The sequence below is a fragment of the Pedobacter cryoconitis genome, assembly GCF_014200605.1.
In the GTDB taxonomy this organism is placed as follows: domain Bacteria; phylum Bacteroidota; class Bacteroidia; order Sphingobacteriales; family Sphingobacteriaceae; genus Pedobacter; species Pedobacter cryoconitis_B.
In genome coordinates this window covers 504,878-526,967 of record NZ_JACHCE010000001.1, presented here as the reverse complement: position 1 = coordinate 526,967, position 22,090 = coordinate 504,878, and the positions used below count along the sequence as shown (strand labels likewise).

General features: G+C 39.8%; 23 protein-coding genes. 8 read left to right on the top strand and 15 right to left on the bottom strand.

All coding sequences use genetic code 11. The features are described from left to right. Positions 1 to 5: 5 nt before the first annotated feature. Positions 6 to 818 (top strand): oxidoreductase, encoded by an 813-nt coding sequence (locus tag HDE68_RS02465; RefSeq protein WP_183878567.1) that lies wholly within the window; start codon positions 6 to 8, stop codon positions 816 to 818. On the opposite strand, the gene HDE68_RS02460 is transcribed toward HDE68_RS02465, so the two are convergent. Further along, positions 771 to 1,472 (bottom strand): DUF6624 domain-containing protein, encoded by a 702-nt coding sequence (locus tag HDE68_RS02460; RefSeq protein WP_183878565.1) that lies wholly within the window; start codon positions 1,470 to 1,472, stop codon positions 771 to 773. The genes HDE68_RS02465 and HDE68_RS02460 overlap by 48 nt on opposite strands. Before the next feature lie 29 nt (positions 1,473 to 1,501). Further along, on the bottom strand, positions 1,502 to 1,867 hold the full coding sequence (locus tag HDE68_RS02455; RefSeq protein ID WP_183878563.1) for a winged helix-turn-helix transcriptional regulator: 366 nt from the start codon (positions 1,865 to 1,867) through the stop codon (positions 1,502 to 1,504). A gap of 81 nt (positions 1,868 to 1,948) precedes the next feature. Between HDE68_RS02455 and HDE68_RS02450 the strand changes: the two genes are divergently transcribed. Next, the gene (locus HDE68_RS02450; RefSeq protein ID WP_183878561.1) at positions 1,949 to 2,824 is read left to right on the top strand and encodes an NAD(P)H-binding protein; all 876 of its coding nucleotides are present in this window, start codon (positions 1,949 to 1,951) and stop codon (positions 2,822 to 2,824) included. A 66-nt stretch (positions 2,825 to 2,890) separates the two neighbouring features. Here HDE68_RS02450 and HDE68_RS02445 read toward each other — a convergent pair whose 3' ends face one another. After that, positions 2,891 to 3,328, bottom strand: coding sequence for a carboxymuconolactone decarboxylase family protein (locus HDE68_RS02445; RefSeq protein ID WP_183878559.1), 438 nt, complete (start codon positions 3,326 to 3,328; stop codon positions 2,891 to 2,893). Between the two features lie 107 nt (positions 3,329 to 3,435). Then, on the bottom strand, positions 3,436 to 4,008 hold the full coding sequence (locus HDE68_RS02440) for a Crp/Fnr family transcriptional regulator (RefSeq protein ID WP_260171587.1): 573 nt from the start codon (positions 4,006 to 4,008) through the stop codon (positions 3,436 to 3,438). A gap of 141 nt (positions 4,009 to 4,149) precedes the next feature. Here HDE68_RS02440 and HDE68_RS02435 point away from each other — a divergent pair, with 141 nt between their 5' ends. After that, positions 4,150 to 4,530 carry a hypothetical protein gene (locus tag HDE68_RS02435; protein ID WP_183878557.1) on the top strand — a complete coding sequence of 127 codons (381 nt, stop codon included), beginning with the start codon at positions 4,150 to 4,152 and terminating at the stop codon, positions 4,528 to 4,530. On the opposite strand, the gene HDE68_RS02430 is transcribed toward HDE68_RS02435, so the two are convergent. The 6 genes from HDE68_RS02430 to HDE68_RS02405 all read right to left on the bottom strand — a co-directional run bounded on the left by HDE68_RS02430 (position 4,527) and on the right by HDE68_RS02405 (position 14,890). After that, entirely contained in the window at positions 4,527 to 5,120 is a 594-nt protein-coding gene (locus HDE68_RS02430) for an HPP family protein (RefSeq protein ID WP_183878555.1), read from the bottom strand. The genes HDE68_RS02435 and HDE68_RS02430 overlap by 4 nt on opposite strands. 110 nt (positions 5,121 to 5,230) lie before the next feature. Then, complete coding sequence (locus tag HDE68_RS02425; RefSeq protein ID WP_183878553.1) at positions 5,231 to 7,504, bottom strand: GH92 family glycosyl hydrolase; 2,274 nt, start codon at positions 7,502 to 7,504, stop codon at positions 5,231 to 5,233. Between the two features lie 12 nt (positions 7,505 to 7,516). After that, positions 7,517 to 9,325 carry a RagB/SusD family nutrient uptake outer membrane protein gene (locus HDE68_RS02420; protein ID WP_183878551.1) on the bottom strand — a complete coding sequence of 603 codons (1,809 nt, stop codon included), beginning with the start codon at positions 9,323 to 9,325 and terminating at the stop codon, positions 7,517 to 7,519. A 12-nt stretch (positions 9,326 to 9,337) separates the two neighbouring features. Continuing rightward, entirely contained in the window at positions 9,338 to 12,652 is a 3,315-nt protein-coding gene (locus tag HDE68_RS02415; protein ID WP_221300650.1) for a SusC/RagA family TonB-linked outer membrane protein, read from the bottom strand. Between the two features lie 314 nt (positions 12,653 to 12,966). Beyond that, entirely contained in the window at positions 12,967 to 14,223 is a 1,257-nt protein-coding gene (locus tag HDE68_RS02410; protein ID WP_183878546.1) for a FecR family protein, read from the bottom strand. Positions 14,224 to 14,293: 70 nt separating this feature from the next. Beyond that, positions 14,294 to 14,890, bottom strand: a complete 597-nt coding sequence (locus tag HDE68_RS02405; RefSeq protein ID WP_183878544.1) for an RNA polymerase sigma factor — start codon at positions 14,888 to 14,890, stop codon at positions 14,294 to 14,296. A gap of 144 nt (positions 14,891 to 15,034) precedes the next feature. Between HDE68_RS02405 and HDE68_RS02400 the strand changes: the two genes are divergently transcribed. After that, a complete protein-coding gene (locus HDE68_RS02400) occupies positions 15,035 to 16,246 on the top strand; it encodes a PAS domain S-box protein (RefSeq protein WP_183878542.1) in 1,212 nt (403 codons plus the stop codon). Here HDE68_RS02400 and HDE68_RS02395 read toward each other — a convergent pair. Genes HDE68_RS02395 through HDE68_RS02385 form a run of 3 tightly spaced genes read right to left on the bottom strand, consistent with a single transcriptional unit; the run spans position 16,243 to position 18,519 of the window. Then, entirely contained in the window at positions 16,243 to 17,031 is a 789-nt protein-coding gene (locus HDE68_RS02395) for a molybdopterin-dependent oxidoreductase (protein WP_183878540.1), read from the bottom strand. The genes HDE68_RS02400 and HDE68_RS02395 overlap by 4 nt on opposite strands. Then, on the bottom strand, positions 17,012 to 17,737 hold the full coding sequence (locus tag HDE68_RS02390) for a cytochrome b/b6 domain-containing protein (protein WP_183878538.1): 726 nt from the start codon (positions 17,735 to 17,737) through the stop codon (positions 17,012 to 17,014). Before HDE68_RS02390 ends, HDE68_RS02395 begins: the two co-directional genes overlap by 20 nt. Beyond that, positions 17,734 to 18,519, bottom strand: a complete 786-nt coding sequence (locus HDE68_RS02385; protein WP_183878536.1) for a DUF1223 domain-containing protein — start codon at positions 18,517 to 18,519, stop codon at positions 17,734 to 17,736. The genes HDE68_RS02390 and HDE68_RS02385 overlap by 4 nt, the downstream gene beginning before the upstream one ends. Positions 18,520 to 18,639: 120 nt before the next feature. Between HDE68_RS02385 and HDE68_RS02380 the strand changes: the two genes are divergently transcribed. From HDE68_RS02380 to HDE68_RS02365, 4 genes are all read left to right on the top strand, one after another. Beyond that, positions 18,640 to 19,242, top strand: coding sequence for a sigma-70 family RNA polymerase sigma factor (locus HDE68_RS02380; RefSeq protein ID WP_183878534.1), 603 nt, complete (start codon positions 18,640 to 18,642; stop codon positions 19,240 to 19,242). 4 nt (positions 19,243 to 19,246) lie between these two features. Next, positions 19,247 to 19,522 carry a hypothetical protein gene (locus HDE68_RS02375; protein WP_183878532.1) on the top strand — a complete coding sequence of 92 codons (276 nt, stop codon included), beginning with the start codon at positions 19,247 to 19,249 and terminating at the stop codon, positions 19,520 to 19,522. A gap of 64 nt (positions 19,523 to 19,586) precedes the next feature. Continuing rightward, the gene (locus HDE68_RS02370; RefSeq protein WP_183878529.1) at positions 19,587 to 19,964 is read left to right on the top strand and encodes a hypothetical protein; all 378 of its coding nucleotides are present in this window, start codon (positions 19,587 to 19,589) and stop codon (positions 19,962 to 19,964) included. Between the two features lie 80 nt (positions 19,965 to 20,044). Beyond that, a complete protein-coding gene (locus tag HDE68_RS02365) occupies positions 20,045 to 20,623 on the top strand; it encodes a peroxiredoxin-like family protein (protein WP_183878528.1) in 579 nt (192 codons plus the stop codon). Between the two features lie 75 nt (positions 20,624 to 20,698). On the opposite strand, the gene HDE68_RS02360 is transcribed toward HDE68_RS02365, so the two are convergent. Both HDE68_RS02360 and HDE68_RS02355 read right to left on the bottom strand, forming a co-directional pair. After that, positions 20,699 to 21,619: a molybdate ABC transporter substrate-binding protein gene (locus tag HDE68_RS02360; protein ID WP_183878526.1), complete on the bottom strand. Its 921-nt coding sequence runs from the start codon at positions 21,617 to 21,619 to the stop codon at positions 20,699 to 20,701. Positions 21,620 to 21,631: 12 nt separating this feature from the next. Then, the gene (locus tag HDE68_RS02355; RefSeq protein WP_183878524.1) at positions 21,632 to 22,090 is read right to left on the bottom strand and encodes a DsrE family protein; all 459 of its coding nucleotides are present in this window, start codon (positions 22,088 to 22,090) and stop codon (positions 21,632 to 21,634) included.

Genomic DNA, 22,090 nt, shown 5'->3' with positions numbered 1-22,090 from the left:
AGATCATGAACAAAGTGGTATTAATCACCGGCGCATCGGCCGGAATGGGTAAAGAAACTGCAAAACTACTTTTGCAGCATGGATTTACCGTTTATGGTGCAGCCCGCAGAATAGAAAACATGAAAGACTTAGCTATGCTGGGTGTGAAAATCCTCCGCATGGATGTGACTGATGAAGAGTCTATAGTGAATGGTATCCATCAGCTTATCGCTACCGAAGGCCGGATTGATATCTTAATTAATAACGCTGGTTTTGGTTCCTATGGGGCATTAGAGGATGTTCCAATTCCTGACGCAAGATATCAGATGGAGGTAAATGTATTTGGTCCGGCACGTCTGAGTCAGCTTGTAATCCCATATATGCGCAAAAATCAATATGGAAAAATCCTGAATATTTCTTCTATAGGCGGGAAGTTCGCCATGCCGCTTGGTGGATGGTACCATGCCAGTAAATTTGCTTTAGAGGGCTTAAGTGATAGCCTGCGTAACGAATTAAAGCCTTTTGGCATCGATGTCATTGTGATAGAACCCGGGGGTGTAAAAACAGAATGGGCAGGAGTTGCCATGGATAACCTGATGAAAACATCAGGCAAAGGTTTTTATCAGTCAATAGCCAGAAAATTCGTGGAGCAGACAGGTATAATAGAACCTAAAAGTGCGGAACCAATGGTTATTGCTCAATTAATACTCAAAGCAATTCTGGCCAAAAAACCTAAAATAAGATATGCAGGGGGATACCTGGCTACGCCTTTATTACTGTTAAAAAAGTTATTACCTGACCGTATCTTTGACTACTTCATGATGAACCAAATTGGATAAACCAAATTTAGCCAGGTGATGAGCCATGGTACTTAAACCAACCTTTGCTCTTCTTTCCTCTACATGTTCAGGATCTGCTAAAGGGGCTAAAATATATTTTCCTGTTTTATAATCCATATGCATCTGTGTACCATAGCGCTGCTTTTTATGCTGCTCTAGTAAAATTCTATCTTCCATAGTGGCCAGGTCTGAAGCTAAAGCATGATTTCTTTTGACCGCATCTCTCATTACAGGTAAGTACTTAGCTCTTGTCGCTGCATCAGCGTGCTGAATAACAAGATATATGGCCGAGTTACCGTCCCGGCCTACAAGATCCTGACCTAACCATCCATACTGGTCCAATATAGCTTTGATCTTAATCAGGTTCACTGAATCCATCTGGTTTATCTGATTCCAGAGTGCATGAACTTCATTAGAGTTTATCCCATATTTGATAAAATTTCCCTCAAATTGCTGCCTGTATTTTTGGTCATCTTCATAAATCCCAAGTAATTTCCTGGTCATCGAATTCTTCAAAGAGGTATCAGATTTTAACGCCTGTACATTGGCAGCAATAGTATTTACTATTTTTTGTTCTTTCTTTTTTTGCTGTCCGCAGGAAGTTATCGTCACAAAGGCAGCAAAAGAAATCAAAGTTATAGCTAGAAGGCGCATCAGTTAATTTTTTATCAAGATAGGTATTTTTATCCCATCAATTGCCTTTGATTATCCTGAACAGCCCAATCTGCCATCGCATTCATTAATGGGATCAGTTCTACCCCCGAATCACTCAAAAAATAAGTCACAAACGGAGGTACAACAGGCTCCGCTTTCCGGATAACCAGGTGATCAGCTTCCAGCTGTTTCAAACTCTGAATCAGCATTTTTTCAGTAATGATAGGGATAGCACGTCTTAATTCACTATAACGCTTTGGGCCTGTTCTCATCTGATAAATAATAATTGACTTCCAGTGTCCGCCAATTTTATTCATTACATAAGTAACCGGACAGGTCAGCTCCGCTAATCCCTTATTCTGGTTCAGGGTTGAGTTCTCTTTAATTTTAGTCATGGTACACACTCTGGGGTAAGTACTTGTAGAAAAGTAAGTACAAATATACCTTTGTCCTATTCACAATAACAAATTAAGATTATGAAATTTACAATAACAGGTTCTTTAGGAAATATAAGTAAGCCATTGGTACAAAAGCTGGTTAGTGCAGGTCATCAGGTAACTGTGATCAGCAGCAGTGCTGACAAAATAAAAGCAATTGAAGAGCTTGGAGCAATAGCTGCCATCGGTTCAATTGATGATATTGATTTTTTAACTAAAGCTTTTACAGGGGCAGATGCTGTTTACACCATGTGTCCGCCAAGTTTCAGTGCTCAGGATTACAGAGCCTATATTACCGGAACAGGAAGTAATTATGCCGCAGCTATCCAGGCATCCGGCGTTAAACAGGTCGTAAACTTAAGCAGTATTGGCGCACATTTATCAGATGGGACAGGTCCGATCAAAGGTTTACATGATGTAGAACAATTATTCAATAAGCTTGAAGGGGTTGCTGTTAAACATATGCGCCCGGCCTATTTCTATATTAACCTTTACGGCAATACAGATATGATTAAACATGCAGGAATTATAGGGGCCAACTATAGCGAATCGGCTTCTTTAGTACTGGTACATCCTCAGGATATTGCGGCAGCAATAGCTGAAGAAATTCAGCAATCTTTTACCGGGAAAAGTGTGCGTTATGTAACCAGTGACGTACGTAAGACTGCCGAAGTAGCTACTGCATTAGGTACAGCAGTGGGTAAACCTGAATTAAAATGGGTAGAATTTACTGATGAACAAGCCTTAGGCGGAATGATTGATGCTGGCTTACCAGAAGAAATAGCTAAAAATTATGTGGAAATGGGTACTGCCATCAGAAGCGGTGTTTTATGGGAAGATTTCTATGCAAACAAACCTGTTTACGCTGCAATAAAACTGGAAGACTTTGCTAAAGAATTTGCAGGTAATTTTTAATTATCAGGTCCTTTTTTAAGGAAAGCGAAGATGGTAATACCTCTTCGCTTTCTTTTATCAACCTGCTTATAAAGCAGGCTCCATACCTGTAGCAATTCCAATTCTGTTCCATGCATTAATAGTAATAATTGCCATTATCAGCTCAGCCAGATAAGTCCGGTCGAAGACCTTTGCAGCCTGGTTATAAGTTACATCCGACACATGGTTACTGATTAAGGTGACCTCTTCTGTAAGGGCTAACAAAGCACGCTCCTGTTCATCAAAAAATGGCGTATCCCGCCATGCAGAAAGTGCATAAATCCTTTGTTCTGTCTCGCCAGCTTTGCGGGCATCTATAGTATGCATATTGATGCAGTATGCACATCCATTAATTTGAGAAGCTCTGATTTTGATCAGTTCTTTGTGTTTTTTTGTTAAACTGGTACTTTCAATATAATTTTCCAGTGAAAGCATTGCCTGATATCCTGCTGGCGATACTTCATTAATTTTAATTCTGTTGCTCATCTCTTTATTGTTTTAAAAATCCTGTTTGTCTTGTCATGACAAATTTCAGCAATAAAAGAGCCCGGAAAAATGAACTGCAGTTAAGAAATATAATCTCAATCAGATTTTTATTTTTTAGCCCTTAAACGACTCAAAAATTGTGGTGTAAAACCAAGATAAGAGGCAAGCATGTATTGAGGCACCCGCTGCACAAAACCAGGAAAGAGTTTTGCAAAATGCCGGTAACGCTCTTCTTCGGTCATATTAAAAATATAACCTATTCTGCGCTGAGAAGCTACAAATGAGATTTGCATCATGATCCTGAAATAAGTTTCCAGAAGCGGGATTTCCTTAAAAAGAATAATACGGTCTTTCTCCTTTAACAGGAGAAGTTCAGTTTCTTCTATAGCCTGAATAGAACAGGTAGAAGGCTGATTATTTAATAAACTATCCTGATCGGCTATCCACCAATTCTCAATACCAAACTGAATGATTTGTTCACCGAGTTTCTTATTGATAAAGAATTGACGTACACATCCTTTAATTACAAAATAGTTCCCCTTACACAGCTTACCAGGTTCAAGCAGAAACTCTTTCTTTTTCAACTTCCTGAACTCAAGTCTTTGTACTAAAACCTGTTCTTCATGAGGTACTAATTGTACATATTTTTTGATATGGTCTAAAAGCTCCTGATACATCATTATACAATGATAATGATTAACAAAGAAAATTAGCTATTCATATAAATTAATTGATTGTCATGCAACATTTCATACCAATGATAGTCTAAACATAAAGAACCTGAATACAGAGTTCATCAAGAACATTTTAAACCTAACCAAATGAAAACAAACTCTTTCTACACAAAAATCTTAGTCTTTTTACTATGCCCTGGTTTTATTTATAGCGGATGCAAAAATTTTAGCGGCAACCGTACAGTTATTGTCAGCGAAACAAGTGATAAATACCAGCTTGCTATCGATTACAATAAAGATAAGACTGATTCTGTTGAGCACTATATTTCCTCATTTGTTGGTCAGGATGCTATTTTCAAACCTGAACATCCTTCGGCAATTAATATAACTATGGCAGATAAAACTACTTTCAATGTGAAATCTACACCGGGCGAATTCAGGTTAACATTTGATAAGTCTAAAAATAGTAAAACTGCTCTTGACCGTGTAAAAAGAATCAATGAAGATTTAAAGCCAATTATTAATTAAGCTTTAGGGTTTCTGTGTTTTCCTCTCCAGAATTTATACCAGTTTTTATTTGCCGGATAGTTGCGGTGCGGGGTTGCATTGTTACAAATGACTGCCACAATAAACAGGATCAGCACACCGGTAAATATAGGGCTTAACACATAAAAATAACCCAAAGCGTTAATTTTTGCCGTACCTGTAGTTGCAATTAAAGCTGTTGCCCCACCCGGAGGATGAAGTGTTTTGGTAATCTGCATCACGACAATAGAAAGTGAGACAGCAAGCGCAGAACTCAACCAGACTTCTCCGGGAATTAATTTATGCATTGTCACTCCTACGATAGCACTCAGTACATGGCCGCCAATTAAATTTCTGGGTTGCGCCAGAGGACTATTAATAATCCCATAGATCAGCACGGAAGATGCCCCAAAAGAACCGATCATAAATAGGTTTTCGTAGGCCGTGAAATATTTACTGTTTATAAAACCGATAATTCCAATGCCTAAAAATGCACCGATAAAAGTCCAGATATGTTCTCTGAAATCTACCAGGGTTTCTTTGTAAAAGATATATTTCGCCTTCCTGACGTGCCTTCTTATTTGATGTCTCATAGTATCTGCCGCAAAAATAACCCTTTGTCAGCTAAGAACAGTTTAAATCCACAAAATTTAAACTGTTCCTATATTTTTTAGTACTAATAAAATTCAGGTTTCAACAGATTTTATAGGGTTAATGAAAATGGTTTATCCGCGGCAGCCAGTCCACGGGTTAATGCTGGCTGAGCTGTCATTTCCAGTTTTAAGATTCCCCCATTCACCAGATCGCTATGTCTGATAAAATTGGCCGTATAGGTTTTACCATTTAAAACAGCAGATTTAATATATAGGTTTTTAGGACTATTTGCTGCGGCATCGATGATAAACTTTTTACCATTATCCAGGTTTAGGGTAATCTTTTTAAACATAGGGCTGCCCAGTACATACTGATCTGTACCCGGGGTCACGCTATAAATTCCCATTGCACTCAATACATACCACGAAGAAGTTTGCCCCTGATCTTCATCTCCGGGATAACCATTCTCTGTTGCGTTATATAATTTTGACATAATATTACGTGTATGGAATTGAGATTTCCAGGGCTGGCCAGCATAATTATACAGATAAGGCATATGCTGTATCGGCTGGTTACCATGTGCATACTGCCCCATATTGGCCATAACCATCTCTGTCATTTCATGGATCATCCCGCCATAACTACCTGTATTTACCCTGTTCGGTACCGAAAATACAGAGTCCAGTTTTTTGGTAAAATTCTCCTTTCCCCCGGTTAACCGGATCAAACCTTCTATATCATGGAAAACTGACCATTCCCAATGCCAGGCATTCCCTTCGGTAAATGGCCCGCCCCATTCTGCAGGATCAAAATTGGGGCTCCACTTCCCGTTATGGTCTTTCCCCCGCATAAAACCAGTTGAGGGATCATAAACATTTTTATAATTAAACATTTGTCTTTCAAAGATGCCGGCATAAAAATCATTACCGGTCATTTTTGCCAGCTCATAACCACAAAAATCATCATAGGCGTATTCCAGTGTCTTTGCTGTGGCTTCTCTGTACTGCGGATAAGGAACATAACCCAGCTGGAAATATTCCTTCCAGCCGTCTCTCCCATTTGCCGGGCCCCACGGACCTTTTTGGGTAGCTTCATGTAAATAAGCTTTTAAAGCCAGTGCCGGGTCAAAAGTTCTGATTCCCTTTACCCAGGCATCTGTGAGCAATGAAATCGCATGATTACCAATCATACTGCCTGCTTCACCGGGGAAAGACCAGGAAGGCAACCATCCGCACTGCTCCCATGATGAAATCAGTGATTGCATATAGCGGCCATGCATTTGTGGATGAAGCAGCGTATTTAAAGGAAACTGGGCTCTGAAAGTATCCCAAAAACCAGTATCTGTGAACAGATAACCCGGATGCACCTTGCCGTCATAAGGACTAAAATAATAAGGCTTACCTTCTTTATCCATTTCATAAAACTTTCTGGAGAATAGGCTTGCCCTGAATAAACAGGAATAAAAAGTAGCTTTATCTACTTCAGAGCCCCCCTCGACTACAACTTTTCCTAAAGTTTCATTCCAGATCTTAGCCGCTTTCTCTTTAGTTTGTTCCAGTGTACGGTCTGTCCCGAGTTCTGTTTCTAAATTTAATTCTGCCTGTTCCTGACTGATATAAGAGGAAGCCACTTTGACCTGTACTTTTGCTCCGGGACTAAACTCCAAATAGGCACCCTTTCCCTCTCCTTCTGCATCTTTAGCATTGGCCTGTATGGTATTCTGTTTATTCTCCCAGGTGCCATATGCTTTGAAGGGCTGATTAAAGAGGAGGACAAAAAAGCTTTTGAAACCTTCTTTAAATCCTTCGCCATTATTGACATAACCAGTTATTTTCCGCTGTTCGGGAAAGATTTCTAAGCTGCTGATATGCGTATAACCATCTAACACCAGAAAGCTTTTTTTATTTCCAGGATAACTGAACCTCAAATGTGCGCCACGCTCAACAGGTGAAATTTCTGTTGTTATCTTATTTTCAAAACTGACCTTATAGTAATTAGGTTTAGCGATTTCATCTTTGTGGCTGAATTTAGCTTCCCGCCGATTTTCATCAACCACCAGCTGACCGCTTACCGGCATCAAAGAGAAAACCGCATAATCCCTTGTCCAGGAACTGCATTGATGCGCTTGCTGGAAACCTCTGATATGACTTTTCTGATATTGATATTTCCATCCATCACCATTTTTCCCGGTCTGCGGTGTCCAGGTATGCATGCCAAAAGGTAAGGCTGTAGTGGGATAGGTATTCCCCCTGGTCAGTTCATGACTTGAATTGGTTCCCTGTAAAGTATTGACATACTGCACCAGGTTCTTTTGCTGCGCATAAACTTCCTGTGCAAAGGTTAAAATGCACAGGAAGCTGAATATTAAGTTTTTAAGTTTCATTGGTTTGTTTTTTTACCAGCCTGGGTTCTGCACCAGGTTTTCATCCACATTTACATCATTTGAAGGAATAGGAAACAGATAATGTCTTTTGTTAAACACCCTGGTTTCAAAAGTAACTACCTGTAAAAAGTCAGGTAAGTTCTTACTGATATTTAAACCATATATAGGTCCGTTATCTGTTGTCTCTGCAATTTTCCATCTCCTGGTATCAAAAAACCTGACGTTCTCAAAAGCAAGCTCTACCCTTCTTTCTTTTCTCAAAGCAGCAGACATTTCGCTTTGTCCGGAAGGCAGGGGTAAGTCTGCTGATCCATAAAGTGGTACACCTGCCCGTTCTCTGATCAGGTTCAGATATCGCAAAATATCAGGATCACCAGGGTTCGCTTCATTTAAGGCTTCAGCATAATCCAGAAAAACATTAGCCAAACGATATAAGATAACCGGTCTTCTGTCTATATTCCATTTACCCAGGCCCATGGCTTTTCTGACAACATAACCCGTATTACTGTAATCATTACCACCTGTTTCTTTACCCGAATTACCATTATTATATAATTCTGTAGTAATAATACCATCATTTGTATTTAGCCAGGTACTGCCGTTATAAGTAATATTTACATAAAAACGGGGTTCACGGTTTACCCATGGATTATAGATCCCTGCCGTGGTATATTTTGTAGCCACGGTTGAAAAACCAGTACTTACATAACCTGAACCCGCGTCATTTATACTTTTACCATTCTGCATAAAAAATGCGTCTACCTGGTTCTGAGTAGCTCCCAGTGCCCCGCCACCTCTGGAATCAGAATTTGCGCCCCGGTGATAGGGTGTCATTTCATATTGTCTGGCAGACAAAGAGGATTCTGGCCTGGCTAAAATCACTTCTTTATTCCAATCGGTCAGATACACATCCCGGCACGATAAATAAGGATCAAAATTGCCGCTGGCATCACTCTTTTTAAACAGATCGTAAGTACCGGGAACAAATTGGGTGATAAAAGATTTATAGGCATCGGCAGCTGCCCTCCATTTACTGGCATCAAAACTCTGGCTCACCAGTTGTTTTCCATCTTTATTCTTCAGCACGGCTAAGTCTATGTTTCCATTGTACAAAGGGCTTGCCGCCAGAAACAAGGTCTGTGCTTTAAAAGCCAGTGCAATTCCCCGGGTTATCCGGCCATAACTATCATCATTAGAAGGCGTAACAGGCAAATCTTTAGCCGCAGCATCCAGTTCGGCAGTAATATAAGCCACACATTCATCCATTGAACTTCTCGCTAACTGAACTTCTGAACTTGGTACATCTGGCGCAACTACCTTATCCCCTAAAAGAATAACAGGACCATATAAACGTAACAGGTAGAAATAATACATGGCTCTTAATGCCCTTGCTTCTGCCCGGTACTGAATAATCAGCTGTGCAGGCAGATCATTTTTAACTTTCTCAATATTTGCCATGAAAAAGGTGGCAGACCGTATCCCGCGGTAATAATTATTCCAGTAGGCATAAACAAAACCAGAGTTAGCATCCCAGTTTCCGATATTTACGGCATTACTCGCCACACCTCCCCAGGTAAATTCTGCTTCGTCCGACCCGCCTGTCCATAAACCAGCATTTGAACTCCCCGGATTTCGCTGGCCGAATTCATCCGGTACATTACTGTAAATATTATTCAGAAATTTCTCTGCAGTCTGTCTGTTCGCAAACGTTTCTTCTAAGGTTAAACGGTCATTTGGCACCTGGTCTAAAAATCCTTTTTTACAGGATGAAACCAAAGTAAACAGGGTTGCAAGACTTATAATACATATATATTTTCTCATGATAGCAGGCTTTTAAAATTTAATATTCAATCCTAATGACAAATTCGCTGTCAGCGGGTACTTCGTCCCATTTCCGGTAAGCAGCTCCGGGTCCCAGAGCCTGAACTTGCTGAAGGTTAAAAGATTGGTTCCGATTAAGTAAACTGACATGTTTTTAAGATGGAATCTGGAAGCTACTTTTTCAGGGAGGTTATAACTTAGCTGGGCGCTTTTTAAGCGGACAAAACTATTGTCTTTAACCCACCATGAACTAGGCTGTGTATTGTTAAAATTCTGATCTTCTCCGTAAGCTAAACGCGGATAAAAGACATTCTGACTTGGATTTTCAGGTGTCCAGCGATCTGTAATATTGCTAAAAGCATTACTCAGCCCTCCGCCACCGTTGAATGGGTTAATAGCCGATCCGCCCAGCATGACATCAGAATTCTGTAATGCCTGAAAGAGCGTACTCAGCGCAAAACCTTTATAAGAAACACTAAAGCCAAATCCAATCACCAGATTAGGTACATCCCCTCTGCCGATCCTGGTTTTATCATAATCATTAATCAATCCATCACCATTCAGATCTTTATATTTAATATCACCAGGCTTCAGTAATTTCTTTGATCCCGGAGCAGCACTTGCATCAATTTCTGCCTGGCTGTCAAATAGTTTCTCGGCTATATAACCATACCTGGACAGGATATTATTCCCTGTATGGTTCATCCATGGATATTTTTGATTTGGACGGTCATCATTGAGCAGCACATCTTTGTTATAAGTCAGATTACCTCTTAACCCTATCTCTACCTGTCCTGCCTTTGTGTTAAATTCTAAAGTGGCATCAATACCTTTATTATCCACCACCCCAAGATTTCCATAAGGTGAATTCACTAAACCAATAAATCCGGGTACAGACTGTCTTTGCAAAAAGATGCCCGTACGTTTCTCCCTGAACAAGTCTATCATTAAACTCAGTTTGTCATTCAGGGTTCTTATTTCCATCCCTAAATCCTGTTTACGGGATTCGGCCCACCTGATATCAACTCCATAATCGGTTACATTGATACCACCTGTATTGTTGAAATTCTTACCTAACTGATAACCGCTTGCGCCATCAGTGACAAGTGTTAAATAAGCAAAACGACGTCCTACCAGGTTTTCATTAGAGATTTTACCAATTCCGGTTGTGCCGACAGAGTATCTGAATTTCAGAAAAGAAATTGCTTTTTTTAAAGGCTCAAAGAATTTCTCATTCGAAGGTATCCAGCCAAAACCGACCGCCGGGAAAGAGCCGTACCTGTTTGCAGGAGCAAATAATTCTGAACCGTTATATCCATAATTAAATTCCCCAAAATAGCGGTCATCATAAGAATAAGTGGTACGGGCTGCAATACCGACAAAACGCTCTGGAATAGAAGAAGTAAAATCACCGGCAAAAGGATTGCTATAATCCTGGGTATAACCCAATATCAGTCCACCTACCCGGTGTTTTCCAAATGCCCTGTCATAGTTTAAGGCAGCTTCATTATATAATTTCCTGTTTCCGCCTCTGTTAGGCTCATAACTCAGATAATTACCTGAACTATTGAAAGTTTTAATCAGGTTCAGCGTTCCGTCTTCATTATAGGGCTTGCCTGAATCCGGGAAATAGGTACTTTCCCTTTTTGACCGCTTTGTACTGTTTGTATTTTTAGTATCAAAAGAAACCATTACAGTAGCGGTTAATCCCGCTGTAAAAGCCTTTAAGTCTTGTGTTAACCGCAAATTTGAGTACAGCTGGTTTTCGAATTCAGTACGGTATCCGCGTCTGGTTAAATCTGCATATGGATTTCTAAACCCACCATTGGAGGCTTTACCGGGAATAAAGTTCCCCGGATACATAACCGGGTACTCCACAGGAGAAATATCCATAGCTGATCCAAAGATATTCTCTGTACTTTCTCCCGGATAATTACCCGTAGATACATAACCTTGCAGACCGAGATCCATTTTGGTCGTACCGGTTAATTTCAGGTTCAGGTTAGAAGTAAAATTATACCGCTTAAAATCCAGTGAGGAATTATACTGGGAGAGGTCATCTGTTTTTAAAAACCCTGTTTCATTATAATAAGCAAGGGAAACATAGTATTGCGCATTGTCCACCCCGCCGCTCGCATTCAGGTTTGCCCTGCGGTTACGGCTGTATTTATTAAATATTTCCTTCATCCAGTTCACATTGGGATAAAGAAGCGGATCAACCCCCGAAGCTGTCTTATTGATATAGTCCTGGCTGTATTTCTCCCCCAATCCCCTACCCACACTTGCTTCATTGGCCATGTTCATAAAAGTAAGCCCATCGGCCATTTCAGGTCTTCTGGTAAAAGTGCTGACCCCTTCATTGTAATCTAAAAAGATAGAGGTCTTACCCACCTTACCGGTTTTTGTTTTCACCAGGATCACACCATTAGCACCTCTTACACCATATACTGCCGTTCCTGAGGCGTCCTTCAGTACTGTAAAAGATTCTATATCTTCTGCATCCAGATTATCGATAGAGCGTTCTACCCCATCTACCAGTACGAGTGGGGCACTGGAATTACCGCCAAAAGTAGAAATACCCCTGATCCAGATATCAGCAGTACTTCTGCCTGGTTCACCACTCCGCTGTACGCCAACTACACCTGCAATCCGGCCGGAAAGTGATTGTGTAATACTATTAACGGGCTGTTTCAGTTCTTTAGAACTGATCGTAGACTGTGCACCAATTAATGAAACTTTTCGCTGTACACCGAAACCGACAACAGCGACTTCCTCCAGGGCATTATCGCCTGGTAAAAGACTTATTTTTAGGTTTTTCTGATTTTTAACCGTAACTTCCTGAGGCTGGTAACCTACATAGCTAATAATCAGTACGGCTTCTGCAGAGGGCACGGTAATACTAAAACTACCATTCACATCGGTAGAGGTAGAAGCCAGACTTCCTTTAACTTTGACTCCGGCTCCGGGGATACCCAATCCCTTTTCATCCGTGACAATTCCACGGATCACAATAGGTTCAGCTTTCTCAGAAAAAACATCCTTTTTAGACAATAAAATCGTTTTATCAACTATGTTATAAAAAATAGGAAGCTTGTTGAAACAAGATTTTAAAGCCTCCTCAATCGTTGCATTATGCAGGTTAACGGTTACCGTTTCTTTGGCAGGATCAAAATTATTACTCAGGAATACATAACCGGTTTGTGCTTTAATAGCTTTTAATACAGTTGAAAGTGGTTGATTTTTTTGAGAGAGGTTGATTTTCTGCGCCACAACAGCGGCGCTGGCCTGTACAAGGGCTATCATGAGGATGAAAGTGGTTAATTTCATTTTCAATAGCAGTTTAGGGCATATCCTACAAAAGGACATACCAAGTTTAAAAGCATTTAAATTCATACTTTTGATTGGGTTTGAGTGATACAGAAATTGGTTCAGATTAATTTTTCCGAATAAAATCGGATGGGTAAGCTCAAATCTTCTGCCGGGCAATGGGTCCAATCATTGTCCGGCTTCATTATTTACAGCTCCCCTGCTTAGCCGCAGCTAATTAAGGTAGGTGTTTCATCATGCTCATAGTTTAAATTTGGTTAGCTTATATATTTGTTTATTTTTTTCTGGCGTTTCAGGCCAGAAAACGGTTCAGTCTAATTAGGGGTTATTACTATCTTTTTTCTTATATTTTCGTGATCAGCAGCTTCTATTCTGAAATTGATTTTTGCATAGCTTAAAATCTTCAATGCTTTGGAAGCATCCATATTCCTGTAAACTTCTCCTGTAAATTTGTTATTGGGTATTTTACCTTCATAAACTACATCCACATTGTACCAGCGTGAAAACTGTTTCATAATTGTATGGATGTCTGCGTTTTCAAACTTAAAAAGACCATTTTTCCAGGCTACAGCAGTACTGGGATCTACATGGATCACTTGCAGGTCCTGCCCTGCCAGAGCCTGTTCTCCCGGAGCTATAACCCGTTCAAATACCGCTGGGCGGCTTACTCTGATGCTCCCTTCCAATAAAGTTGTTGCAGCAACCTTTTCATCTTCATAACTATTGATATTGAAATGAGTTCCCAGCACTTCTACCTCCTGCTTTCTGCTGGCCACGATAAATGGAATGTGAACAGCCCCGGCATTGAGCTTAGCGACTTCGAAATAGGCTTCCCCTTTCAATTCTACCCTGCGTTCTTTTAAGGCAGCAAAAGAAGATGGGTACCTTAAGGAAGAAGCAGCATTCAGCCAGACATGTGTTCTGTCTGGTAAAATCAGCTGATACTGCCCTCCTGCAGGAGTTGAAATAGTATTATAAAGTATTGGGGATTTATCTTGCTGCACCAAAGAGCTGACTTCTTTAAGTTCGTATAAGAGCTGTCCATCTGCAGTTTTCCTGATACTGACCCCCGCCTGTTCCGCTAATTTGCCATTTGTGGCATCAGTTAAGGAGACCTTTGTCCCATCAGCAAGTGTTAGTGTGGCTTTATTACCTCCGGGAATCAGTTCACCATGATACTGACTGTAAAGCACCGGGCTATGCTGATTTTTAATGAAATAAGTTCCAGCTGCCAGCATCAAAAGAACCAGGGCAGCGGCCAGCAGTCTGGTCCAGCTTAAGGCTTTATCTTTTGGCAGGGAATTCTCTGCCCCGGATACCGGTATAAATTGAGCTGTTCGGGAGACGACCGGAGCCTGAAAGATATTCTTCAGGATATTCCTTTTCTGATCTTCTTCCAATCCTTCTGAAAAGGTACTGCCTTCCAGATAATTATCCATTAAAGTAAGTAATGCGCTCTTATGGTCATCAATATTGACCAGTAATAGAAATTCTCCGGCTTCATCTTTCGAAGCTGAGCCATCCATATACTGATTGAATAAATAGGTTAATCTAGCTTCCGCACCCGTCATAAATTGAGCTGTCTTTTGCTATACTGACTTACTGAAATATAAACCGGGGTAAGGCATATGAAAATAAAATTTATCTTTTCATCAGCATAATCACAAGCAACATGGCATCCATATGCTTAAAATGTGCCCTGATAGTTTTAAGTGCAAGTTTCATATGGGTATGAACTGTTCCCGAAGAGATATTTAGTTTTGCAGCAACCTCTTCATATTTCAATCCCTGTTCATGACATAATTCATAAACCAGTTTCCGCTGCGGAGGCAGCGTATCTACTACGGTCTTTAGTATTTTTGCTGAATCATTATATAAAACCAGGTGTTCTGCATTAGCACCGCCACTAACCACCTGTTCTGTAAGTTCGACTTCTCTATTGCTCTGTGCGGCTAATTTCTTTAAAACTGTATAACTATGATTTCTTGTTGCCCGGTTAAGGTAAGCCCCAAAATTTTCAATATTGACTATGGTGGCCCTGTTTAGCCAGATCCTTATAAATACATTCTGCACAATCTCTTCCGCCTGAATTTTTGAGCGTGTCAGTTTGATCGAAAAATCATAAACCAAAGTTTGATGACGCTCAAACAATTCTGTGAAAGCTTTTTGATCTCCGGTGGAAACCTTAATCAGCAGTTCACTTTCCAATACATTTTTGTATGGTCTTTCTGCGTACATCCAATTTTATCAGGGGGGCAATTTTTATCAATAGCAAATCAATATTATGTATAATTTTTTTATAATTCTTTAAAGATTAAATATTCATTAAAAATTACCCTTTAAAGAAATCCGGGAGATAATGTACCTTAATTTTTATCCGGAATGACTTATCTTTGCCTGATCATGCGTAAACGTACGGCTCTTATTATCTTAATCTATCTTGTACTTGGTGCAATCTGGTTAGTGATGGGTGCTAAATGGATTGAAAGAATAGACAAACTTATACCAGAAAAGGATCTGAGCTGGTTATATGCCTATAAAAATATTTTTTTCCTGTTTATTTCAGCTATCCTCCTGTTCCTGCTCATTGAGATGTATAAAACCAGTATATCTAAAGTGGAAAAAAACTATCAGCAGCTTTTTGAGGGTACACCCGCAACAATTTATGTTTTTGACAAAATCACTTATCAATTTTTGAAAGTAAATAAAATCATGACTCAAAAATATGGTTATAGTGAAAAAGAATTGTTAGAGATGACCATTACAGACATCAGATCAGATCAGGAAGCTTCTAAACTAAACGATTATTTGCGCAGTGACCATCTTGAAGGCAATGAAACCGGAGTATGGCTTCACCGAAAGAAAAACGGAGAGTTCTTTCATCAGTTAATTTCTCATCACAGTACAGTTTACAAAGGTAAAACAGCTTATATGGTGATTGCTATTGATGTAGAGAATCATGTGAAAGCTGAAGAAAAAATCAAAGAACTATTAAATACCTACGAAACGGTAACCAGCGTAACCAATGATGTGATCTGGGAGTATAACCCCTATAATGATACGATTAAATGGATGAATGGTTTCTCAGAAGTCTTTGGTTATACAGAAGATCTCCGTATAAATTCGGGGGAATGGGTATTAAATAAGATCCATCCGGAAGATAAAAACAAAGTGGTTAGCACGGTTCAGCAGGCCTTTAAAGAGCTCAGCAGCTCCTGGCGCTGTGAATACAGGTTTCAATGTGCCGACGGAACCTATAAAGAAGTATCCAACCAGGCATTTATCCTGGTAGACCATCTGGGGAAAACTGAAAAAATGGTAGGTGCATTAAGAGATATTACGATCAGAAAAGATTACGAGATGCGCTTGCTGCATAGAAATAAGATGTTAAGGGAGATTGCCTGGAATAACTCCCATGAAATCCGCCGGCCGCTTAGTAATATACTAGGGCTGACAGATTTACTGAATGTTGATCCTGAGACTTCCTCTGCGCATGCTGAACTGCTCAGGATGCTTGGACAATCGGCCATAGAACTGGATGAAATTGTCATTAAAATCAATGATTCGCTTAAGGATGCCAATCTTGAGGATTAAAGACCAGAATAATAATCATAACCTTGTTCTGCCCAGTAATCGCGTGGCCGCTGATTACTGAAATTTATAGTCCCGATTCTTTTTAGGTTTTTAATCCCATACTTTACCGGAATAATAAGCCGAAGGGGTGCGCCATGTACTTCTGCAATGGGCTGATCATTCATTTCATAAGCCAGCAAGGTTTGCGGGTGTAAAGCACTCTCCATATCCAGACCTACATAATATGCTCCATCAGGTGTTTCCATTCCTACATATTCCATTTCCGCCTGTTCCTGCAATCCGTAATGCGCCATAAAATCAACAAACCTCAAACCTGCCCAATGCTGTATCTGATCCCAGCCTTCCACACATTTAAAGTCGTATACAATTTCTGTTTTAGGCAACGCTCTAATTTCTTCAATCCCGATTTTCAATACATGACCGTTCTTTTTAACCACCGATAACTGCCAGTTGGCTGCATTGAAATTGTCTGTACTCATGCCAATATCACTGTTCACCCGCACTACTTTTGCGGCCCTCTCTTTAGGATAAGTTTTCACAACATGGTCATTGCTAAAAATTCTCCTGAAAAACAATTCTGTCTTATTGAGCGCTCTTCTTAACGGCTGACGTGTTCCTGCTGTAATACCAGCTGTTTCCTGGGGTGAGTTGTAAAGCCACTTCCAGCCACCAAAAGCAGCACCTGCCCCAATAAAAAAAGCAGAAAAGGAGATGAAATTACGTCTTTTGATTTTCTTTTCAATAGCCAGCTCCTGGAGCTGTGCACTACTTAGTTTTTTTGCCATTTGCTTTTTTTTGTTTGACAACGACCGGAGTTCTGATTTCAATAACCGCAGCTGGTTCTTCTTTAACTTCAAAGCCAGATACAACAGCTCTGAAATTATTCCATCCTGCCAGTATGACCTGTACAATGTGAATAATAAAGAACAGGACATAACCAATAGTGAGTGCAAAATGAAAGATCCTTGCTAAATGATAACCTCCGCATAACCAGGTCAGCCAGTAAAACTGAACAGGTTTATAAATTGCAAGTCCTGTAATCACTGACCCAAAACCCATCACAATAATAGCTGTGTAGGCAATTCGCTGTGCTGCATTATACTTTTTTTGCGGGGGAACCATTTTCCTGATATGAAGATCATGTAAAAGTACTTGCCAGGCTTCTTTAAAAGAATGCCGGTTAGGCAGTAAAAGCCTCCATTCTCCGGAAATCAGCGTATAAAGCACATAGAAAATCCCATTCAGGGTAAAAAACCACATAAACAAGAAATGAAATGCCATTCCTTCGGCTAAACGCTGCGGTATATGAAGCCACTGATAAAACCAATCCGGGAAGAAGTGTACAAAAGTATAACCAAAGATTGTGATGGAATAGATATCGTTTGCCCAATAGATCAGCAGACCGCTCCAGATCATAATCATCAGTATAGGAAAATTAACCCAGTGTGTCCAGCGTATTGCTAAAGGATGTTTTTCTTGGATGACTTTCATTTGTATTGAGTTGCTGCAATAATTTTACCGTCAGTATCATTTTGTAAAAAAGCAACCAGCTCCACTTTTCCGGGATCTGGATCTTTTGGCAGTTCAATACTGGCTGTACCAGCATTTTCATCTTTTAGGGAAATCCGTTTTAACTGACGTACCAATTGAATATGTGATAAGGTATGGCCACCATTTTCGCCCCTTTTAACTTTAGTTTGTGCGTTAAGCTGCACAATTGCCAAAAATAAAGAGGTATGCTGATCAGCTCCTTCCGTTTTATAATGCAGATTAATCTGCCCTTTATCTGTTTTTACTTCGTTAAGTTCCAGTTTTGCTGTGACTGGCTTCTGTAAACTATACTTAATCGCATTGCGAAGTGTATTTTCTTCTGAACCTACAAACTCCTTTTGACCATTAACAACAATCTGAGGGGTATAAACCGAGCTTAGATTTAACCAGCCAGCATATTGCTGCTGTCTTTTTGTATACGTTGCATCACTATATACGTCTTTCCAGCCCAAACGGTTCCAGTAATCGACATGAAATGCCAAAATATAAACGGGCAGCCCCTCACTTTCCTTATTTATCCTGACAATAAGCTCATCGGCAGGCGGACAGCTTGAACATCCTTCTGAAGTAAACAGTTCGATAAAGGCAAACCCTTTAACAGGATCAGGTACTAATTTCTTCCTGCTGAGCTGATCCCGATCAATAGCTGCATAGCCCTGTTTAAGTATTGCTGTTCCCAAGGTAAGGCAACCTAAAAGAAAAAATATTTTAATTGCTTTCATTTTAATATTTTTAGGTAAGTTTTCCTTGTTTGTCGGTTAGAACTGGCAATCCTTACAATAAATTTAAATAATTTGTAAGGATTATCCGGGAGACACGACTACTTTATTTTAACCTATCGGATGTCAAATTATAAAAGCGAAGAAATACCGGTCACAGAGCCTCCGGTAATTGATCCTACCCGTTGGGTTGAAAATCATGCAGATTATCTGTTCAGTTATGCAATTACCCGGATCAATGATGAAGAACAGGCAAGGGACCTTGTTCAGGAAACCTTTCTGGCTGCACTGGAACGTATAGATAAATTTGAGGGAAGAAGTTCTGAACGGACCTGGCTAACTTCTATATTAAAGAATAAGGTGATAGATGTTTACCGTAAAAAGTCATCAGGACTGAACAAAATAACAACCAGTTTAGACGCAGAACCACAGGACCAGGATTTTTTTGATGCAACTGACGGACACTGGAATAAAACACACCGGCCCCAGGCATTCGGTATTGAAGAACATGATCCATTAATGAGTAAAGAGCTTAATTCTATTTTACAAAAATGTATGCAAAAGCTCCCGGCATTGTGGTTATCTGTTTTTACGATGAAACATATGGATGATGAGACTACAGATCTTATCTGTGCTGAGTTAAAGGTCAGCCCATCAAATTTCTGGGTGATTATTCACCGGGCTAAACTTAACCTGAGAGCTTGTCTCCAAAAAAACTGGACTTAAAGATATGAATGAGCTAAAGAATATAATATACAATTGCAGAAAGGCTACTTTTCTTATTGAGAAGAAACAATTAACGGCTTTAACTGTAAGAGAGAAAATAGAATTACGCATTCACCTGACAGGGTGCTCTTTTTGCAGATTATTTCAAAAACAAAGTATTGGCATTAACCGAATGGTACATGAGCTTTTTCATTCGGCACAACCCAGAGAGATCAGGCTGGACGATGACTATAAAAAGAAGCTTCAGGAACGTATTGAAGAAGAATTAGATAAAAATTAAAATATTTTGTAAGGTTTGTTTTTGTTTAGCGACTAAGAGGGAAACAATAACAAATCTTAAAAATATGAAAACTCAGAATTTCAAATCAAACCTATCTAAAAGTATCCTGGCAGCTGTAATCGTATTCGGTTTCGCAATTAATACTCCGGCTAAAGCAGCAGAGTCCCCATTACAAAATGACACCTCAAAAATGGCAGGTCATAAAATGAGTAAAATGGCGCCTTCTAAAATGTCAGGTAGTAAAATGGGTACGAAGAAAATGGACAAGATGGCCCCATCTAAAATGTCAGGCAGCAAAATGGGCACAAAGAAAATGGATAAGATGGCTCCTGCAGGCAAAATGGATAAAATGGAGCCTGCGGGCAAAATGGCTCCTTCCAAAATGTCAGACAGCAAAATGGGTACTTCTAAAATGTCAAAAGACGCAAACAGTAAAATGTAATTCACAATTTAAAGCGCGGGTTATTTTCTGAAAACCAGGAAATAACCCGCGCTTCATTATCATTTAAATCATTTAAACTGATGAAAAAACTAGTACTTATAGGCATTGGATTGCTCTTTACATTAACGGTAGCTGCACAAAGCGGACTTAAAACCGGGATGAAAGCACCTGAGTTTACTGCAAAAGATAATACTGGAAAATCCATCAATCTCACCCGAATTTTGAAATCTCACCAGGCAGTTGTGCTATTTTTTTACCGCGGTCAATGGTGTCCTTATTGTAATTTACATATCAAACAACTACAGGATTCCCTTCAGCAATTAACAGCGAAAGGAGCTTATGTAATTGGTGTGACTCCAGAAACCGGTGATAATATTAACAAGACCATAGAAAAAACCCACGCTTCTTTCTCTATTATACAGGACAAAGGTTACAAAATTATGGATGCCTACGATGTAAAATTCGTCATGGACGAAGGTCAGGTAGAAAAATATAAAGGATATGGGGTAGACCTGAATAAAAATAATGGAAATTCAGATCATGTACTTCCGGTTCCTGCAACTTATATCATTGACCGTACAGGTAAGATTACTTATGTACATTTTGATAAAGATTTTAAGAAAAGAGCTTCTGTTACTGCTTTACTAAAAGCTTTGTAATTATTTAACGCTGCTTTTCAAAAAGCAGCGTTAAAATGTAAGTCCGGCAATTTCTATCCGGATATTAAAACCGGATTAGGGCAGGTCAAATCCAAACTTCTTATAAATGGCATTTGCCTGCGGGCTAACCAGAAAGTCCATAAAATCTTTAGCTGCCTGCGGATGGGGTGCATTCTTTAACTGTCCTGCAATATACTGGGCATGGATATTTTCCTTTTCAGGGATTTCAATCATTGCTACCGGATGGCCAATCATTTGCTGATAATGTGCCTCACTATACCAAACAGGGGCAGCGTCACTCTGATCATACAAAATGCGCATTGGAGACTGGCGGTGATGAATCTGTGTCAGGAATGTAGTCTTATCTTTTAACTTGGTTTCCATCACTGCTGTTTTCAGCTGTTCACCTCCTGCTTTAACATAGGCTTCTTCTATCCTTTTACCAATCCCTTCAAAATCAGGGTTAGGCATACTTATTCTTAGCGTTTTATTCCCTAAATCTTTAAGCCCATTAACCTTTTTAGGGTTCCCTTTCTGCACCAGAATCGCCAGTTTATTTCTGGCATATAAAGACGTTTTACTGAACCATTCCGGAGTCTGGTCGATCCTGCTTTTACCTGCCGTATAAACATCAGGTTTTAGCGTAATCCGCAAATTTCCAATTACAATACTTCCTGTAGCAATCTGTTTGGCCAGAATTCCAGGGGGAAGCGTTTCCGCAAATACCCGCTGATATTGCGGATGTTCTTTTTTGAATGCAGCAATAAGTTCATCAATCACCATAAACTGATTCCCTGCAAAAAACACAACAAGCTGAGGATCATTAATATCACCAAATAAATCAGGTACATTATCTACCCCGGGAACAGTAAACTGAACTTCACTTTCGGGAGGTGTATTCCAGGGGGGATCAAAACGATACTCCTGAGCAGTAACCGCGTTTGAAAACAAAACCAAAGCGGCTACAGCTAAAAATACAGTATTAAGTTTTTTCATGCTACAGATAGATTAAGGGTGCACAACTGCCCAGCCCTGATATTCACGGATAATAATTTCTCCATTACCGCTTGGCACATAACTGATAAAATCAAACAAAGAGCTTTTCTCAATATGTCTCTCTTTAATCGTGTTTTCACATTGGGCTAATAAAACACCCCTGGCCTGCAGGTCTTTTAAAGTCTTCTCAAATGTTCCATTTTTATCATATACAGCTACCCCATCTCCAAAAACAATCAGCTCTAAATCCAGTTTTCCTTTCAGACGGGGATCTTCCAAAGCATTTTTCATGTTTCTGAGTGTACCGGTTATTTTCTTTTCATCTCCGCTATTTAAAATATAAAGTGCTTTATAATTTTTCAAAGTAGCTTTTGCACCAGTAAATTCCTGTGGTTTTGTCTGCGCAAAACCTGTTGTTGCTGCGCCAGCTATCATCAAAAAGAGGCTGCAGATAAGGATTGTTTTTTTCAT

Bases quoted from the DNA above. Each gene is read 5' to 3' on its own strand.
- HDE68_RS02465 (WP_183878567.1), top strand. From the start codon at position 6: ATGAACAAAGTGGTATTAATCACCGGCGCATCGGCCGGAATGGGTAAA.
- HDE68_RS02460 (WP_183878565.1), bottom strand. From the start codon at position 1,472: ATGCGCCTTCTAGCTATAACTTTGATTTCTTTTGCTGCCTTTGTGACG.
- HDE68_RS02455 (WP_183878563.1), bottom strand. From the start codon at position 1,867: ATGACTAAAATTAAAGAGAACTCAACCCTGAACCAGAATAAGGGATTA.
- HDE68_RS02450 (WP_183878561.1), top strand. From the start codon at position 1,949: ATGAAATTTACAATAACAGGTTCTTTAGGAAATATAAGTAAGCCATTG.
- HDE68_RS02445 (WP_183878559.1), bottom strand. From the start codon at position 3,328: ATGAGCAACAGAATTAAAATTAATGAAGTATCGCCAGCAGGATATCAG.
- HDE68_RS02440 (WP_260171587.1), bottom strand. From the start codon at position 4,008: ATGATGTATCAGGAGCTTTTAGACCATATCAAAAAATATGTACAATTA.
- HDE68_RS02435 (WP_183878557.1), top strand. From the start codon at position 4,150: ATGAAAACAAACTCTTTCTACACAAAAATCTTAGTCTTTTTACTATGC.
- HDE68_RS02430 (WP_183878555.1), bottom strand. From the start codon at position 5,120: ATGAGACATCAAATAAGAAGGCACGTCAGGAAGGCGAAATATATCTTT.
- HDE68_RS02425 (WP_183878553.1), bottom strand. From the start codon at position 7,504: ATGAAACTTAAAAACTTAATATTCAGCTTCCTGTGCATTTTAACCTTT.
- HDE68_RS02420 (WP_183878551.1), bottom strand. From the start codon at position 9,325: ATGAGAAAATATATATGTATTATAAGTCTTGCAACCCTGTTTACTTTG.
- HDE68_RS02415 (WP_221300650.1), bottom strand. From the start codon at position 12,652: ATGAAATTAACCACTTTCATCCTCATGATAGCCCTTGTACAGGCCAGC.
- HDE68_RS02410 (WP_183878546.1), bottom strand. From the start codon at position 14,223: ATGACGGGTGCGGAAGCTAGATTAACCTATTTATTCAATCAGTATATG.
- HDE68_RS02405 (WP_183878544.1), bottom strand. From the start codon at position 14,890: ATGTACGCAGAAAGACCATACAAAAATGTATTGGAAAGTGAACTGCTG.
- HDE68_RS02400 (WP_183878542.1), top strand. From the start codon at position 15,035: ATGACTTATCTTTGCCTGATCATGCGTAAACGTACGGCTCTTATTATC.
- HDE68_RS02395 (WP_183878540.1), bottom strand. From the start codon at position 17,031: ATGGCAAAAAAACTAAGTAGTGCACAGCTCCAGGAGCTGGCTATTGAA.
- HDE68_RS02390 (WP_183878538.1), bottom strand. From the start codon at position 17,737: ATGAAAGTCATCCAAGAAAAACATCCTTTAGCAATACGCTGGACACAC.
- HDE68_RS02385 (WP_183878536.1), bottom strand. From the start codon at position 18,519: ATGAAAGCAATTAAAATATTTTTTCTTTTAGGTTGCCTTACCTTGGGA.
- HDE68_RS02380 (WP_183878534.1), top strand. From the start codon at position 18,640: ATGTCAAATTATAAAAGCGAAGAAATACCGGTCACAGAGCCTCCGGTA.
- HDE68_RS02375 (WP_183878532.1), top strand. From the start codon at position 19,247: ATGAATGAGCTAAAGAATATAATATACAATTGCAGAAAGGCTACTTTT.
- HDE68_RS02370 (WP_183878529.1), top strand. From the start codon at position 19,587: ATGAAAACTCAGAATTTCAAATCAAACCTATCTAAAAGTATCCTGGCA.
- HDE68_RS02365 (WP_183878528.1), top strand. From the start codon at position 20,045: ATGAAAAAACTAGTACTTATAGGCATTGGATTGCTCTTTACATTAACG.
- HDE68_RS02360 (WP_183878526.1), bottom strand. From the start codon at position 21,619: ATGAAAAAACTTAATACTGTATTTTTAGCTGTAGCCGCTTTGGTTTTG.
- HDE68_RS02355 (WP_183878524.1), bottom strand. From the start codon at position 22,090: ATGAAAAAAACAATCCTTATCTGCAGCCTCTTTTTGATGATAGCTGGC.